Annotated in this window: 17 protein-coding genes and 1 riboswitch; of the genes, 16 read left to right on the top strand and 1 reads right to left on the bottom strand. The window is 50.2% G+C overall.

What is annotated here, in order from left to right; all coding sequences use genetic code 11:
* The first annotated feature begins 6 nt into the window (after nt 1-6).
* From K9N21_11525 to K9N21_11550, 6 genes are all read left to right on the top strand, one after another.
* Entirely contained in the window at nt 7-348 is a 342-nt protein-coding gene (locus K9N21_11525) for a hypothetical protein (protein ID MCF8144538.1), read from the top strand.
* Complete coding sequence (locus K9N21_11530) at nt 338-937, top strand: DUF2284 domain-containing protein (protein MCF8144539.1); 600 nt, start codon at nt 338-340, stop codon at nt 935-937. Before K9N21_11525 ends, K9N21_11530 begins: the two co-directional genes overlap by 11 nt.
* A gap of 110 nt (nt 938-1,047) precedes the next feature.
* A complete protein-coding gene (locus K9N21_11535; protein ID MCF8144540.1) occupies nt 1,048-1,194 on the top strand; it encodes a hypothetical protein in 147 nt (48 codons plus the stop codon).
* Between the two features lie 98 nt (nt 1,195-1,292).
* Nucleotides 1,293-1,754: a hypothetical protein gene (locus K9N21_11540; protein ID MCF8144541.1), complete on the top strand. Its 462-nt coding sequence runs from the start codon at nt 1,293-1,295 to the stop codon at nt 1,752-1,754.
* A 155-nt stretch (nt 1,755-1,909) separates the two neighbouring features.
* Nucleotides 1,910-2,644, top strand: a complete 735-nt coding sequence (locus tag K9N21_11545) for a hypothetical protein (protein ID MCF8144542.1) — start codon at nt 1,910-1,912, stop codon at nt 2,642-2,644.
* 255 nt (nt 2,645-2,899) lie between these two features.
* Nucleotides 2,900-3,190, top strand: coding sequence for a hypothetical protein (locus tag K9N21_11550; protein ID MCF8144543.1), 291 nt, complete (start codon nt 2,900-2,902; stop codon nt 3,188-3,190).
* A gap of 463 nt (nt 3,191-3,653) precedes the next feature.
* Here K9N21_11550 and K9N21_11555 read toward each other — a convergent pair whose 3' ends face one another.
* Nucleotides 3,654-4,124, bottom strand: a complete 471-nt coding sequence (locus K9N21_11555; protein ID MCF8144544.1) for a DUF2284 domain-containing protein — start codon at nt 4,122-4,124, stop codon at nt 3,654-3,656.
* 386 nt (nt 4,125-4,510) lie between these two features.
* Between K9N21_11555 and K9N21_11560 the strand changes: the two genes are divergently transcribed.
* The 10 genes from K9N21_11560 (at nt 4,511) to cobT (ending at nt 14,687) form a co-directional block, all read left to right on the top strand.
* Entirely contained in the window at nt 4,511-5,143 is a 633-nt protein-coding gene (locus tag K9N21_11560; protein MCF8144545.1) for a MotA/TolQ/ExbB proton channel family protein, read from the top strand.
* Between the two features lie 291 nt (nt 5,144-5,434).
* Complete coding sequence (locus tag K9N21_11565; protein ID MCF8144546.1) at nt 5,435-5,899, top strand: hypothetical protein; 465 nt, start codon at nt 5,435-5,437, stop codon at nt 5,897-5,899.
* Nucleotides 5,900-5,912: 13 nt separating this feature from the next.
* Nucleotides 5,913-7,940 carry an adenosylcobinamide amidohydrolase gene (locus tag K9N21_11570; protein ID MCF8144547.1) on the top strand — a complete coding sequence of 676 codons (2,028 nt, stop codon included), beginning with the start codon at nt 5,913-5,915 and terminating at the stop codon, nt 7,938-7,940.
* Nucleotides 7,941-8,002: 62 nt separating this feature from the next.
* Nucleotides 8,003-9,103, top strand: a complete 1,101-nt coding sequence (locus K9N21_11575) for a pyridoxal phosphate-dependent class II aminotransferase (GenBank protein MCF8144548.1) — start codon at nt 8,003-8,005, stop codon at nt 9,101-9,103.
* 2 nt (nt 9,104-9,105) lie between these two features.
* The gene (gene cbiB, locus K9N21_11580) at nt 9,106-10,095 is read left to right on the top strand and encodes an adenosylcobinamide-phosphate synthase CbiB (protein MCF8144549.1); all 990 of its coding nucleotides are present in this window, start codon (nt 9,106-9,108) and stop codon (nt 10,093-10,095) included.
* 111 nt (nt 10,096-10,206) lie between these two features.
* The gene (locus tag K9N21_11585; GenBank protein ID MCF8144550.1) at nt 10,207-10,701 is read left to right on the top strand and encodes a rubrerythrin family protein; all 495 of its coding nucleotides are present in this window, start codon (nt 10,207-10,209) and stop codon (nt 10,699-10,701) included.
* Between the two features lie 176 nt (nt 10,702-10,877).
* Nucleotides 10,878-11,723: a MoxR family ATPase gene (locus K9N21_11590; GenBank protein MCF8144551.1), complete on the top strand. Its 846-nt coding sequence runs from the start codon at nt 10,878-10,880 to the stop codon at nt 11,721-11,723.
* A 141-nt stretch (nt 11,724-11,864) separates the two neighbouring features.
* Entirely contained in the window at nt 11,865-12,704 is an 840-nt protein-coding gene (locus K9N21_11595; GenBank protein ID MCF8144552.1) for a VWA domain-containing protein, read from the top strand.
* Nucleotides 12,705-12,772: 68 nt separating this feature from the next.
* Nucleotides 12,773-12,977: riboswitch (cobalamin riboswitch) on the top strand.
* Nucleotides 12,978-13,032: 55 nt separating this feature from the next.
* Nucleotides 13,033-13,575: a hypothetical protein gene (locus K9N21_11600; GenBank protein MCF8144553.1), complete on the top strand. Its 543-nt coding sequence runs from the start codon at nt 13,033-13,035 to the stop codon at nt 13,573-13,575.
* Nucleotides 13,576-13,601: 26 nt separating this feature from the next.
* Entirely contained in the window at nt 13,602-14,687 is a 1,086-nt protein-coding gene (gene cobT / locus K9N21_11605; protein MCF8144554.1) for a nicotinate-nucleotide--dimethylbenzimidazole phosphoribosyltransferase, read from the top strand.
* The last annotated feature ends 328 nt before the right edge of the window (nt 14,688-15,015 follow it).

The raw sequence follows: 15,015 nt of genomic DNA on the forward strand, positions 1-15,015 counted from the left end.
AAGATTATGATCACTGTTCGAATTGAATCGGGTATTTGCGGTCTTGAGACCGTTGTTCGAGCCTTCAAAAGCCAAAGAAAGAGCGTGGGAATTGCCATAAGGAGCGAATGCGAACAAGTTAAGACCCTCGAAGAGCAACTGCGAAAGCTAGACATGATGGAGATTATCAAAACTCCGATTAATAAGAACCTGATTTATGAAAAAGCAGGCAAATGCAATCTCCATTCAAGTTGTCCCGTGCCCTGTGGCATCATCAAGGCGGCCGAGGCGGAACTGGGACTGGCCGTGAAAAAGGATGTCCGGATTATTTTCGAAACCGACACGGAGGAGTTGGCCGATGCAGGGTAACCGGGGAAACGTATACTCATTTGTAAAAGGCCAGACGGAAAAGGATATCATCAACGAACTCAGGGAATTGGGGGGGAGATATTCTATCCATGAGATCGTTCCCTTGAAGACAAGTGATATCTGCGTTGCCCAGTGGGTCCGGCTGAAATGCAAATACGGATGCAGGAAGTACGGCACCAACTGGTGCTGCCCTCCCGAAACCCCTTCCCCCGATGAGACCAAGGCCCTTTTAAGTGAGTACAAAAAGGCCTTGCTCCTTTGTGGAACCTCGAGAAACAGCCAGTTTTATATGGATAATCAGAGAAAGAGGAAGGTCCAGGTCAATGCCTGGAAGGGAACCGTTGCCCTGGAACGGAGGCTTTTCTTGGAAGGATATTACAAGGCCTTTGCCCTGGTCTCTGAGAATTGCGCGCTTTGCAAAAAATGTTCCTATCCCGATGCATGCGCCTTTCCCATGGATAGACGGCCTTCTGTTGAATCCTGTGCCATAGATATCTTTCAGACGCTAAGAAACATAGGAAAAGCGTTCAGTTTAGCCCATGATGTGACCGAGGAGTATAACTCCTACAGCATTATTTTGCTGGAATAGGACTGCTGCGAAGAGAAGGCCTTTTGACCCGGGAGAAAGCGAGCACCAATACCGTAGAAAACGACGAAATGAGGTGTCGGAAAACGCTTTGAATCCTTAGAGAGGGATGTATGACAAAGGGAGAACTCATCAAGAAGATTGGGGAGATTCTCAAAACAGACCTCGATCTTGATTTCTTGGAAATCCTAACAGTAGAGGAACTCGAGACCCTGATTGCTTGCATCAGAGACAGGGTGGGTCGCGTGGGCGAGGATTGAACGCCCCATTCAAGGCGGTGATCTTTCTAGAAAAGAGATGCTTTAGTAAAGCGTGGGGGATGGCGGAAGGGGGATGATTTGAACCATGGAGGGACTATGTGAACCCAAAGGATTCGACCGCTGTTAAAATACGCGAAATCGTCTTTGATATCGATGATTTCTTCGATAAGGAAAGAATCATGCAAAAATTTGATAGGTTGATTCATGCCTGGGGACAGGAACTGGTTATAAAAGGGTATGCAAACCAGATCCCGATCTCTGATGATGAATGGCTCAAGTTTTTAGACATGGACATCTATTGGGGAGATCTTCAGGACGAGTGGGAGCATTACATCGTCGGTTGCCTGATTTTCTTTGTGATGCTGCGGGCAGATATAAAAAGGGATTTTTTGCTCCAGCCGGATTACATACGAGGGCAGAGACTCAGTCGATGGTTGGGAAAACTCTCCCATTACATGAATCCCTTATTAAGGGGTGTGATAACGAAATTCTGCCTGTGCTACAGTATGATATCGGATAAAGAGCCGATAAAAGTAAGATATGGCGAAATCACGGGATGAAGCCAATTTAGAATGCACCATAGGCGAAACAGGTTCTTCAGTGTCAAATGGGATTTCGAGATTGTGGTGTTGATTCCCTGGTGTGCTCAGACTTGGGGTGTCTCCCGTTCAGCTGATTCTACCCCCTGCCGTCTTAGATAGCCAAAGGTGCCAAAATGGGTAGAAAGACCATAAGAGATCAGATACGGCAAAAGGAAGCTGCCCTGAAGCATGCGGAAACACGGATTAAGGAATTAAAAACCACTGTAAACGATAGAAATCATGAGATAAATATACTCCATCAACAACTGGCCTCCGATGGTCCTTCGACAAACGGACAAAAGGAATCTCTCGGCAATAAGACAAAAGAACTGGAACAGAGCGTCAGAGAAATTGGGAGGATCAGGGAAGGTTTAGCCCGTAAGGATGAAGCGCTTAGCACGATGAGTCTTGCCCTCTCTCAGAAAGAGCAGGAAATCGAGAAACTGAAACAAGCCCTTGACATTAGTGAACAAGCTTTCAAGGCAAAATTGGAAGAGAAGGGAAATGAAGGCCGTGAATTATTGGTGGGCAAAGACGCCGAGATTATGGCCTTGAAAGAGGCTTTGGGTAGCTTAGAGAGAGATCTGAGACAAAAACGGGAAGAAAACGAGAAGATCAAGAAACAACTGAGAGGCAAGGAAGAAGAACTGAAGACCATGTCCTCTCTTGTGCGCGAGAAAGAACAGGGGCTTGAGGAAGCAAGTCACATCCTAGAGAAAAAGAAACAAGAGTTCAAAGGTATAATATCTGAGAAGGATTCTGAGATCGAAATTATCAAAAACTGCTTAATGGTTACAAAAAAGGAAATTCAGCGTATTAAGGCCCGCACCTTCTGGCAGAAATTGAAGGTATGCTTCCAGCATGAGTAGAGAGTATTCTTATGTAAATCGAAATTAACTGTTTTATTCAAAATATCATCACATATTTATAATTTCGTTTAATATCATGATATATAAATTAACTAAGGCAAATTAGCACAATTGGTATTGTTGAGGTAGTAGCCCGTGGGCAATCATCTTTCCATGGATTCATGTATCGTAACAGGGTAAGATTAAAAATCCGTTTTTCGCATGGCCAACCCACAGAGCGTATTCCACCTAGCCAAAAATGAAAGGAGGAAATAAATGGACACAGAGGTATTTGAGGAACTGGAGGAGGAACTGCTAAGCAACGGCTATCAAAAGGTTGAGGGCTATCAATATTCCGCTTCTGATGGAGAGACAGGTATTCTACTTGAAGAAGAAGGAATATCCATCCTCGATGTTGAGGGTTCTCCGCTCAATACCAAATTTGAGCTCTCACTTGACGGAGTAGATGATGCACTATGGTGTGTTAAAAAGGCTCGTCAGCAAAGTCTACCCTTACGGTCTGAATTTTTTGAAAAAACGTGTAAGGGGCGACGTTCGGCCTTATAAATAATTGAAAGCCCCTTTCGACAAATGAGTAATGAGTATAGAGAGATTGTGAATTTCGTAAAAAGCTTAGAAAGTTTACTGAATGAATGAGGGATTGAGGGATTGGGAAATTGGGGAATTCGCATGATAAAACAGTATGCTTCCAAATTCTTAAATCCCTAAATTCCTTAATCCTCAAATTTAGTCAAATTTCAAATATCTTTGGTTGCGGCCGTTAGGCCGCCTTGGGTGTAAGTAGTGCCATCACATGGGTTGCCCAAAAAATTTATAACGGAATTGAATGGGATACCAGATGGTAGCCCTATTTCGGACAGTATTGAAGAGCGTAAAAAAAGGATCACCATGACAACCGCAATAAGAGAATAGAGCTGATCTCGGGTAGCCTGTGTCCTGGCAGTTTTGGATTAGCGATGTCTTGGCAGGTGTCAATTATCATCAGAGGTCTCAGGGGTCTTATAGAATTCTAATCAAAGAGCACCATCGTATACCAGGCCGGTATCAGCTTTCCTGAATTGTCAAAAGCGACTTTGAATCCCAATGGTTTAACTGTTTGTTCGATATGTATCCCATAAGCGTCCATTGATGGTCGTGCCAGATGGGGGAATTGGCATGGGGCTGGATAAGCACATTCTTCGTATAGCACGCAAAGGGCCATCGCAAAAGCAAAACTCATACCGAAGCCTAGCATAGCTTCTTTCTCGATGGCTAAGGCGACTTCTTGGCCCCTTTTGGGAGTAGTGGTTTTGATGATGATCCCCTTGCTATATTTTGAAAATGCCTGCATGAAGCTTTCCAGAGAAAGGTTCAGATGAGGTGGGCAAGTCCAGAACTTTCCCCATCGATTGCAGCCAAAACGGCATTTCAGATGTGATCGCGGATCAAAGACAATCTGTGTCGTATCAATCAGCTTGGCTTCTTGAGCGCCGAGCTCCAAAGATCTCTCAACCAGAAGTTTGTATATGTTATCCAAAAGATCCCAATATATGGAGATAAAGAGATATTCTCCTTAACGTATGCCCACTTTAGGCCAGGATCATGCGCATTTGCCCGCAGGGCCAGGTCCGTCGCATTCCTTTTACGACAAACAGTACTCTTCATCTGATCAGTATACCGGGTTGCTGTCAAGGGAAAACTGGAGAAGCCTTCTAAAAGTCTATTTTGATGGTAATGGATAGCGCATCTCGATGGGTTATCGAGAATAGGTCCCACAGTTCTAATGCCAGGCAGCATTCTCAATTCAGGACAGTCTCTTGGTCTTCCCAAAATGCATTGTTGCCCATGTAGAATCAATGACGCATCTCACTATCGCAGGAAGCCATTATGATCGAGGTACTTTTGAAGGGCGGTCCCGTGATGTACCCCCTCCTTGCATGTTCAATCATCTCCCTCACGGTCACCATAGAGAGGTTTCTTTTTTGGGCAAGGGAGGGTTTTCGCTGTAATCAACCCCTTGTAGACGAGGTCCTTGAGCTATGCCGCGTCGGGGATTGGGAGGCGGTGAGAACAAGGGCAGGTGGATCTAAGGATTACGTTATCAAAATTCTGATAAGCGGAATTCTGCATCGAGAGTTCTCTATGACGAAGGCCATGGAAACAGCCTCTGCCGACGAAATCAAGAGAATGCGTCAATATCTCAAGGTGCTCGACACTTTGATTACCGTATCTCCTCTGCTGGGCATTTTCGGCACGGTGATCGGTATTATCACGTCTTTTGAGCTCTTGGGGCAAAGCGGGATTGAACACCCCCAATTGGTAACCGCAGGGATAGCTCAGGCACTCATCACTACAGCCACAGGTCTCGGCATCGCGATACTCGCTGTCTTTCCTTACAACTACTTCAATTCGAAGGTTGTATATGCTGCCTTGGCAATCGAGAAGAGCACAACCAGCCTGGAAATCTTGTACGAAAAATTGATTTATACGGCTCGTGAGGGAGTGGAGGAAACACAATAAGGGTGCTTTGTCTGATGCTTTGTGCGGCCCGGGGAAAATGTCTGCTCGCTGGGACAAAGAATTATCAGGGAGCGGACTGAGGGTAACTATATGATCTTGAGGATAAAAAAGGTAAATCCCGGGATCGATTCATTTCGGTTCGGGGATTTTTTTTGCCCCGGGCCGGAGGCATTGAACCACGGCAGAGAGGGGAGGACAAACAAAATACGGATCGGGATAATCGTCTGTTTGATTTTCCAACCGACTGACCGCGGGTTTCGCCTCTGTGGCTGGAAAGATAAGTGAGGGATCATGAAAAGGAGCGCACCTTTGTCAGGGCTGATCGCCTTGTCTATTATGCCGGGGATCCGTCTGGCCGAGAATGGGCAAAAGCGCAAGGAGACGGTGGAAACGCTTGATGAGGTGGTGGTGCCGACCACAAAGATCCCTGAGAAACGGAAAGATGTTCCGAACGAGGGGATTGGGGTTGACGAATTGCAGATCCACGAGTCTCCGGTAAAGACCCCTGGGGAACTCCTGGCCAATGAACCGGGCATTGACTGGCGGACTTATGGGGATTATGGTGGCGCTGTCGGTGAAATCCACATCAGGGACATGTCGGGCAACGTTACCCAGGTGCGCGTGAAAGGGCTCACCGTCAATTGGCCTTCGTTGGGGCCGGACCGTCATTTTTTAAGGTTGCTTATGCGCCCTGATAGTGTATTTTGTCAGCGGGCTGTCCATGTCTCCATCGCACTTTGTTTAACCTGGTATTGAAACGGGGAAGTGAATGAAAAAAGAAATGGTTTTCAATACGGCCAAAGTCCTGCTTCTGTTGGCCATCTTCATCGGGTCCATGGTGGGGCCTTCCGCATCGCTGGCCTTTTCAGAGGAATTCGTTGATGCATCCGGGACCACTGTGACATTTGGAAAGCCGCCTTTACGGGTGGTCTCTCTTGTGCCGGGCATCACCGAGATAATTTTCAGGATTGGTGCCGGAGATGCGGTTCAAGGGATCACCTATTACAGCACCTATCCCCCCGAAGCAGCAGGGAAACCGGTCGTGGGGGGCTTTTTTTCGCCGTCTCTCGGCGCTATCGAGGCGATACAGCCGGATTTGATTTTTCTGTCGTCACTCCATGAAAGGGTAAGAGAACGGTTTCGTCATAGGGCGGGGTGCACGCTGGTCAATCTGGATGCCAAGAGCGTGGATGACATCTTCCGGAACATCGAACTCCTGGGGAGGATATTCAATAGAACAGAGGAGGCCCGTCGACTTAACCGGAGGATCAAGGCCCCGTTTCAAGTCGTTGCCCGTAAAGTCGCCCATATCCCTGCGGCAAACCGAAGGCGGGTCATCCGGCTCATGGGGCAAGACCGGGTGATGACGCCCGGAGACGACTCTTTTCAGAATGAGATGATCAGGGCCGCCGGCGGTATCCCTCCTGAACTGGGGAAAAACGGGAACATTGTGACGATCACCAAAGAGGAGTGGATGAATTTCAACCCGCAGGTCATCTATGGGTGTGGAGGGGACAGGGAAACCGCCAAAAGGTTTCTCAACCGCGTTGGATGGAAGGATGTGGAGGCGGTAACTCATGGAAAGATATTCTACTTTCCCTGCGATCTGACCTGCAGGGCGTCCACCAGGGCAGGGGAGTTCGTTTCATGGCTTTCATCCACGATCTATACGGATGCATTTGCCGTTAAAGAGAATCAGATTTTAGAGGAGAAGCTGTCCGAATCCCGCAAACTTGACCTGGCCCTTGATTACGTTGAGGATGCCCGGGTATGGCGCAGCACCATTCATGACTTTGAAAACAAGACCCTGATCATCGATTTCAAAGCGCCCATGGCCGTTCTCTCCACACTGGAAGGGGAGCGCAACGGCATCGCCTCCATCGGCAATCATTATTCCCCTCCCCCCTGCTGGGCCATCAGCCATGAGTCCGGCCTGGAGGGGGAAAGGGATCGGGTATATCAGGTCATCGGCAAATCCGGAGAAAACGCCAGTTTTCTCTTCACCGGCGTGGACATGGACCATCTGGTGATAGAACGGCAAAGTTTCAGGGAGATGGCGGTCTATGCCCTGGTAACGGCCGGCATCAGGTCGAACGCCATGAGAATGTCCAAGGATGAAGGGCGCTTCTATGAACCGGGAACGATCAATATCATCCTCCTGCCCAATGTGAAACTCACGTCGCGCGCCATGACAAGGGCCGTTATCAGCGCTACCGAGGGGAAAACCGCTGCGCTGCAGGATCTGGATATCAGGAGCCGTTACACCCCCCTGGTGAACCAGGCCACGGGCACGGGGACGGATAATCTGATCGTTGCCCAGGGGACGGGCCGCCTGACGGACAATGCGGGCGGGCACTCAAAGCTGGGAGAGTTGATTGCCGGGACGGTGTATGCCGCTGTAAAAAAGGCTGTTTACAGACAGAACAGCATCACGGCACCCCGAAATGTCTTCTGGCGTCTGAAGGAGAGGGGAATCAGTATCTCTGAATTGATTTCAGTGGATGCCTGTGAATGCGGTGTTGAGAGGGGAGACCTGTCAGGGGGCCTGGAAGGAATACTCCTCCAGCCCGAATACGCCGCTTTCGTGGAATCGTCATTCGCCATGAGCGATGACTATCAAAGGGGGCTGATCACCGGCCTGGACACCCATGAAGCATTGTGCAAAAGCATAGCGGAAAAGATCGCCGGCCGGAACATAGACCATATGGTCGATCTTGTGGCTATTGAAGATATGCCGCCCGTTTTAGAGATGACGCTGAACAGCATGCTTAATGGTCTCTACTTCAAAATGAAGTGAGATATATAAAAAGCCACAACCAAAGATTCTATTTATAACGGCTGTGACCTGCCGTTGGAGGGATGATGACAAGACAATCGCAGTATTTGCATGGTGGCGCCCCGCAGCGGGACATGGCCAGGCTGGGCGTGCCGCTTCGGCCTGTATTGGACTTCAGTGTGAATCTCAATCCCCTGGGTCCGCCCCCTGTGATTCAAGAGAGATGGCAGGAATTGTTTGAGGCTGTCGAGCACTATCCCAGCATTGAAGGGGAGGGGGTGGCCCTTTACTATGAAACGGTCTGCAACGTATCCTCACGCAACTTTCTGGCGGGGAATGGATCGACGGAGATGATCTATCATGCGCCCAGGGTGCTCGGCTTCAAGCGGGCCGCCGTGATCACGCCGTCCTACCACGATTATGAGCGGGCCTCACTCCTGGCCGGCGCCGAGGTGGTGAGGTGTCCCCTTTCTCCGGCGGACGATTTCGCCTTTCCGCCGGAAAATGAACTGGTCGGCCTTTTAAACCACGTGGATGCCCTCTGGATCGCACGTCCCAACAACCCCACGGGCAATGTCTTTCCCAAGGACGTCATCTTAAGACTGGCCCGCAGGTTTCCGCAAAAATGGTTTATGGTTGACGAGGCGTTCATTCAGTTTCTATCTGATTGGAAGACGAACAGTCTCCTCACCGAAACGCCTCTCCCCAATATCCTGGTGCTCCACTCCCTCACAAAATTCTTTGCCATCGCAGGCCTCAGGCTGGGGGGGGTCATAGGAAGTGAACCGGTCATATCACGGTTGAAAAAGGCCAAGGAGCCGTGGGCGGTCAATGGGATCGCGGATCGGGTGGCGTCCCTGCTAACAGAATGCCCTGATTATGAGGATGACACCCGCACGAGCGTTCAACAGGAATGCCGCAGGGTATTTGGCGGTCTCCAATCCCTGGACGGGATCGTCCCGTATCCTGCGTCAGCCGATTATATCCTGTGCCGATGGGTGAAAACAGGAAACCTGGATGATATGATTCGACACCTCCTTTCTCATGGGGCGTACGTGCGGGACTGCAGGAATTTTCCGGGACTTGAAGATAACTTCTTTCGCATCGGCCTTAAAAAGCCGGCAGACAATGATCTGTTGCTCTCGCTTCTGGCGTCGTTTCAGCCGTCTCAGCCAGGATTGTGAACATGTTTCCATTGGCCGTCATCCTCCTCCTTGCATTCCTCCTGGATCTCCTTTTGGGGGATCCCCGTTACCGGCTCCACCCCATCCGGTTGATGGGCCTTTGCATCCTCTTTTTCACGAAGATATTCCGACGCCTGGGCCTGGACGGGAAGTGGGGGGGCATCCTCCTGGTGGGGACGGTTCAGGCCGTTTTTCTTGTCGCCTATTTGACAGCGAGTCTTGCGCTCCGCCATATCCATATGGTGATCGGGCTCATGTTTGATCTTTTCATAGGCTATTCATGCCTTGCGCTCAAGGATCTTTTCACCCATACGGACCGCGTGGTCCATGCGATGGAGGCCGGTGATCTCATAGAAGCCAGAAAAAGGATTGGAATGGTGGTGGGCCGCGATGTCCGATATCTGGATGAAAAGGGGGTCTGCAGGGCGGCAATGGAGACCTTGGCCGAGAATTTTGTGGACGGGTTTCTTTCCCCGCTTTTTTGGGGGGTCAGCGGCGGAATGCTGGGATATCTTCTTGGATATTCCCCGGTCATGACCGCCATAAGCCTTATGCTCGCCTTTAAAGTGACGAGCACCCTGGACTCCATGGTGGGTTACAAAGACGCCCGGTTCCTCAAGTTCGGCTGGGCCGGGGCAAGGCTCGACGACATCATGAACTTTGTCCCCGCCCGCCTGTCCCTGGTGATTCTCTTTATCGGGGCATGGATTTGCCGCTTAAACCCGTCAGGAGGGATAAGGACTGCACTGAGAGACAGACTGAAGCATGATTCCCCCAACAGCGCACACGCGGAGAGTTTTGTGGCGGGGGCCCTTCGCGTGCAACTGGGGGGCCCGACCATCTATCCGGGGGGTAGAAAAGAAAAGCCCTGGCTGGGACAAGGAAACCCTGATCCGGTGCCCCTGCATATCCGAAAGACAGGCAGGCTTCTCAAATGCGCTGCCTGGGTCGGGGTGATTATCACCGTGTGTTCGCTGATGGTGTTCTGCTGATAACACGGGGTGATATATCAGAGCGCAGTCCGGATGGTTCAAGGAACCGAAGACCGTTTTATACAAATCAGAGGGGTCAATGTATGTCCAAGGTAGAAAGGGAGGGGTGCTATGGCGAAGACTATCGATAATTTGTTGACAATGTTCACCAGTGCATCGGAATCCTATGTCCGGTATATGGCCTTTGCGGAGGCCGCGGACAAAGAAGGTCATGGAAAGGCAGAGAGAATTTTGAGGGCCATTGCCATGTCAAAGATGTACCATGCTTTATCGCACTTCAGGGCATCCAATCTGCTGGATAAGACGATGGAAAACCTCAAGCAGGCCTTGGAAGAAGAATCCTACGATTATATGAAAGCCCTCCCTTCCATGGTTCAGGAAGCGGTGAAAGAAGATGCGATTATCGGCAGGTACAGCCTGGAATATGCGATGTCTATCGGGCCGGTCATCACCAGGTTGATCAGCCAGGCCATCGGCGATCCTGATGGGTATGAAGAGGGATCCTATTATATCTGTCCTGTGTGCGGAAATATTGAGTTTGGGAAGCCGCCAAATAAGTGTCCCTTCTGCGGTGTGGACGGAAAGGATTTTGTGGAGGTTTCCTGATCGGGAGGTCCCCGCTTCAAATGGACCCTGAATCCCGCCAGGCGGGACTCGCTTCAAACTTTAGTTCTCTTCACACGCTTAGAGCGTTTGTTTAGGCAGAGACAAAGAACTTTGACCTGACCCTGAGGACCAGGTTTCTTGCGTTATAATAAAAAACGCCTTATGGGTAATCAAAAATGATTGAGATTTATGAGAAAATCAGAAGCGCAATCGTGGGGAGAGAAGTGGAAACCAAATCCATACTGGTTGCCATGGAGGCGGGTAAACACATTCTACTGGAGGGGCCGCCAGGCACATCCAAATCCACCTTGCTCAGGGAAATCGCCCGTGATTCCAATACCCCTTTATATATTATTGAAGGCAATGTGGACCTCACACCGGCCAAACTGGTCGGTCATTTCAATCCGGCAAAGGTGATGTCGGACGGTTATCAACCGGAGTACTTTGAAAAAGGGCCCCTTACCAAGGCCATGGAAGAGGGAGGTATCCTTTACATCGAGGAATTCAATCGTATGCCGGCAGATGTTTCCAACGTCCTTATTTCGCCAATGGAAGAAGGAGAAATGTATGTTCCACGGTACGGCGCGGTAAGGGCTGTTCGTCCTTTTACCTTGATCGCGGCCCAAAATCCTTATGATGATGTGGGTACCGTGAGGGTTAGCAGGGCTTTTATGGACCGTATCTGTCTCATTCAACTGGGGTATCAGAGCGAAGAAGAAGAGCGAGAGATCGTTCGGGTCCGGACGGGTCTGGAGGATCCGGATACGATTGCGTTTGCAGTGGGAATGGTTCGTGCGACGAGGGATCATCCGGACGTCAAATTAGGAGGGTCCATCCGGGCTGCCATTGATATGGTGGACCTGTTTGCCGGCATGCAGAAACTTGCGGATTGTCCGGACCAAAATATCCTGCTATCTGCCCGAATGGCCTTGTCTAATAAAATCTGGCTGAATGAAATGACGCAAAAGACGGCCGATGACATCGTTGAAGAGATCTGGAACGGCCTCAAGGATCACCACTGAACATGCTCGAATCGTGCGGTGGATCTGTGCCTGAACCGGGAAATAGGACAAGACTCTGGGAAGGAAGGGGAGGCGCCCGCAAAAAATGACAACTCCTTAGCCGGTTGTTTTTTAGACGAGGTCACTGGTGAAGCCGTGCCCATGGACTTTGAAACCAACGACCCTCACCATTACTGGCGAATGGCGACCTATTTTAACCAGCATCCGGAAGAGCTCGATCTATTTTTTGAACACCCCGGCGCACTGGAAGCCTTTGCACGGATGGCAGGCAGATTACGGGAGGATGTGGCGGCCCAGGCCGTTAAAATTGCCAGTCGCCTCATTATCAAAATAGCCAGGCAAATTGCTGACACCGGATACCGGTCAGGGAGGTTTGAACTGGTCAAGGGCTGTATGGATGGCGCCGAAATTGAATTGGACCTGAGCCTCGAAAGATATGCAGAGGCACCGGAACGAGGAGCCTTTGAGAACCTTGTATCGTACGTAAGGCACAGAGAACGGGAAGCCTTTGTAATGATGCTTGACTTTAGTTACTCCATGCAAACCAAGATCGTCATGTCCGGAATTACTGCAGCGGCCATTGCCCAGCACTTCAAGAGGGATTACGCTGTTCTCGCTTTCAGCAATGGGGTTTTCGTCCTGAGGGAAATAGGTGAGCGAGCAGGTCCGGAAATAGTTTTGAAGAGGCTGTTCTCCCTGGAATCCTATGGCGACACCAATATCCGGATTGCTTTGGAGGAAGGGTTGAAGCACGTGAACAAGTTTCAGCGGAAAATCGGGTTGCTATTGACCGACGGGGATTGGAATAGGGGCGGGGATCCTTTTCCGGCAGCGGTCCGGTACGATAAACTCAGCGTCATCGGTTTTCCGCCAGCCGAACAGGAAAAAATCCGCCAGCTGGCCCTTCAGGGGAAGGGAAGTTTTTCACTCGTACAAGATGAAAGAGAAATAGCCGCAGCTATTCTACGATGTCTGAGGTAAGTTGAAAACAGCATTTTGGGGGCTTGGCATTTTTTTTCTTGACACCAAATTATTTTTTCGGCCTAATCAAAAAAAAAGTACTCGATGGTGCTCATAATAGGCTTAATAGGGAAACCGGTGAGAATCCGGTATGGACCCGCCGCTGTGTTCGGGGACGAATTCCGCAACAAGCCACTGTCCAACTCTTAGCGATGCGCTGAGTTCTGGATGGGAAGGCGCGGTTGGTAGAGCGATCCGAGAGTCAGAAGACCTGCCATCAAGTTCGAGTTTGTGGAGAAGGTAAATCCTCAAGCGTTTAACGCTTGGGGTTTTTTTTGGACCCATGGCAATGAATAATCCTGGTCTTTGGAGCGATGTGAGAGGGGTTTATTCCCGGCAGATGATTATTCCGGTCATAAAAACGATGAAAGAAATCGGCTTCAAGAAGGCAATGGTATTTCACGGCCGGAGCGGAAACGGGGCCGGCGGTATGGATGAGATTTCTCCGGTTGCCGAAAGCTGCATAGCGGAACTTTCTCAAGAAGGCGATATCGTAAGCCACACACTGTTGCCTGAGGAAATTGGGCTTTGTCATAGGTTGACTGTAGAAGAGATCTCTGGAGGAGATAATCCCCGTAAAGAGGCATGGAGGTTATTGAAAGTCCTGACCGGAAGGGATAAAGGGGCGCTGTACGAGGCCATTTGCATCAACACTGCTCCTATTTGCTATATAGCGGGAGAGGTTCAAAACCTGAAAGAGGGTGGAAATAGGGCCCGGCGGATAATCGATTCCGGGTGTGCGATAGATAAATTGATGGAATGGGTTCAAGCCCAGAACCGGAGCGCGGAAATGGGAAAGGAGCACCTTGAATCGCTTTTAAAGGAAATCTAATAGAATGCAAAGGAGGTACAAACAAGATGGCCGCAAGAGATTTGCAATTGAAGGAAATTGTAGAAGGAATTGGGCAAACGGATAGACAATGGGCCGAGAGGGCCAGGGAGCGGACGTCTCAATTGGTAATGCCAACCAGAGCACTGGGCAGGCTGCATGAGATCTCCGAGAAGTTATGTGAGATCTGCAAGACCTTGGCGCCTTCCATTGAGCGGAAGGCGATTTTGGTATTGGCCGCAGACCACGGCGTGGTTGATGAAGGCGTGAGTGCATATCCGCAGGTGATTACTGGCGAGATGGTTCGTGCGTTTCTCAGGGGCGGTGCGGGGATTAATATACTCGCGCGTCAAGTGGACGCAGAGGTCTGGGTTGTTGATATGGGGATTATCCCCGTGTTGGATCCCGCTTCATTGGACAGAGGAGATCACTTGTTGATCCGAAAGGTGGCCGGAGGAACATCGAATTTCACCAAAGGTCCAGCCATGACGCGCATTGATGCTGAAAAGGCGATTTTAACAGGTTTCGAACTTGCCACTGACCTATTTGAGAAAGGTGTGGATCTATTGGGCACAGGAGATATGGGAATCGGCAACACAACCGCTTCATCGGCTATCGGTACTGTGATCACAGGCATGGGCATTGAGGAGATGGTCGGCCGGGGGACGGGTGTGGATGATGAAGGACTTCTGAAGAAAGCTGACGTTATTCGCCGGGGTATTCATGTGAACCAGCCGGATCCCGAGGACGGCGTGGATGTTTTATCCAAGATCGGGGGTTTCGAGATTGGTGGGATCGCAGGGTGTGTGTTGGCCGGGGCCTACCACAGTCGTCCAGTACTGCTCGATGGCCTTATTTCAGCGGCCGGGGCCTTAGTGGCCCACGCCATTTGTCCGGCCGTGGTAGACTATGTCTTCGCCGGCCACCGCTCCGAGGAGCCCGGCCATATGGCTATGCTGAGACATTTGGGGATCGAACCTATCCTGGACCTGGGGATGCGTCTTGGGGAGGGCACAGGTGGGGCGCTTGCCATGGGGATAATGGAGGGTGCAGTAAGAATTTTTCGAGAGATGCTCACCTTTGAAGAAGCGGGCGTCACGAACAAGGAGCGGTAAATCCTTGCCCATCCGGAATCTGCCGTTCATGTCAATTTTGATAGAGGCTTTATGATCGACATCTTTTTAAGTGGCGGGCTGTATCGCACCCCGACACGCGGGTGATGAGATTGCGGATGAAAGAAAGGCGTGCCACGGCTTTTTTGCAGCTCGCGGGTACATCCGTGACAGGGAATTTCCGCACAAGTGATAATGGGTATAACTTGGCGACAAATGTGAGGGTACCCCATGCGCGAAATTTCCATCTCCGGCTTTTTTTGGGCACGGCCTTCTGCTTTTCCTCTATCGAAGACACCAACCGATTCGGACAGGACTGCTGGGTGAAAGA

Source organism: Deltaproteobacteria bacterium (assembly GCA_021737785.1).
Classification (GTDB): Bacteria; Desulfobacterota; DSM-4660; order Desulfatiglandales; family Desulfatiglandaceae; genus AUK324.

What these genes read in the sequence shown, in the direction of transcription:
- K9N21_11565 (MCF8144546.1), top strand. Translation starts at nt 5,435, where the DNA reads ATGAAAAGGAGCGCACCTTTGTCAGGGCTGATCGCCTTGTCTATTATG.
- cbiB (MCF8144549.1), top strand. Translation starts at nt 9,106, where the DNA reads ATGTTTCCATTGGCCGTCATCCTCCTCCTTGCATTCCTCCTGGATCTC.
- K9N21_11590 (MCF8144551.1), top strand. Translation starts at nt 10,878, where the DNA reads ATGATTGAGATTTATGAGAAAATCAGAAGCGCAATCGTGGGGAGAGAA.
- K9N21_11550 (MCF8144543.1), top strand. Translation starts at nt 2,900, where the DNA reads ATGGACACAGAGGTATTTGAGGAACTGGAGGAGGAACTGCTAAGCAAC.
- K9N21_11600 (MCF8144553.1), top strand. Translation starts at nt 13,033, where the DNA reads ATGAATAATCCTGGTCTTTGGAGCGATGTGAGAGGGGTTTATTCCCGG.
- K9N21_11525 (MCF8144538.1), top strand. Translation starts at nt 7, where the DNA reads ATGATCACTGTTCGAATTGAATCGGGTATTTGCGGTCTTGAGACCGTT.
- K9N21_11545 (MCF8144542.1), top strand. Translation starts at nt 1,910, where the DNA reads ATGGGTAGAAAGACCATAAGAGATCAGATACGGCAAAAGGAAGCTGCC.
- K9N21_11570 (MCF8144547.1), top strand. Translation starts at nt 5,913, where the DNA reads ATGAAAAAAGAAATGGTTTTCAATACGGCCAAAGTCCTGCTTCTGTTG.
- cobT (MCF8144554.1), top strand. Translation starts at nt 13,602, where the DNA reads ATGGCCGCAAGAGATTTGCAATTGAAGGAAATTGTAGAAGGAATTGGG.
- K9N21_11530 (MCF8144539.1), top strand. Translation starts at nt 338, where the DNA reads ATGCAGGGTAACCGGGGAAACGTATACTCATTTGTAAAAGGCCAGACG.
- K9N21_11595 (MCF8144552.1), top strand. Translation starts at nt 11,865, where the DNA reads ATGGACTTTGAAACCAACGACCCTCACCATTACTGGCGAATGGCGACC.
- K9N21_11575 (MCF8144548.1), top strand. Translation starts at nt 8,003, where the DNA reads ATGATGACAAGACAATCGCAGTATTTGCATGGTGGCGCCCCGCAGCGG.
- K9N21_11560 (MCF8144545.1), top strand. Translation starts at nt 4,511, where the DNA reads ATGATCGAGGTACTTTTGAAGGGCGGTCCCGTGATGTACCCCCTCCTT.
- K9N21_11585 (MCF8144550.1), top strand. Translation starts at nt 10,207, where the DNA reads ATGGCGAAGACTATCGATAATTTGTTGACAATGTTCACCAGTGCATCG.
- K9N21_11535 (MCF8144540.1), top strand. Translation starts at nt 1,048, where the DNA reads ATGACAAAGGGAGAACTCATCAAGAAGATTGGGGAGATTCTCAAAACA.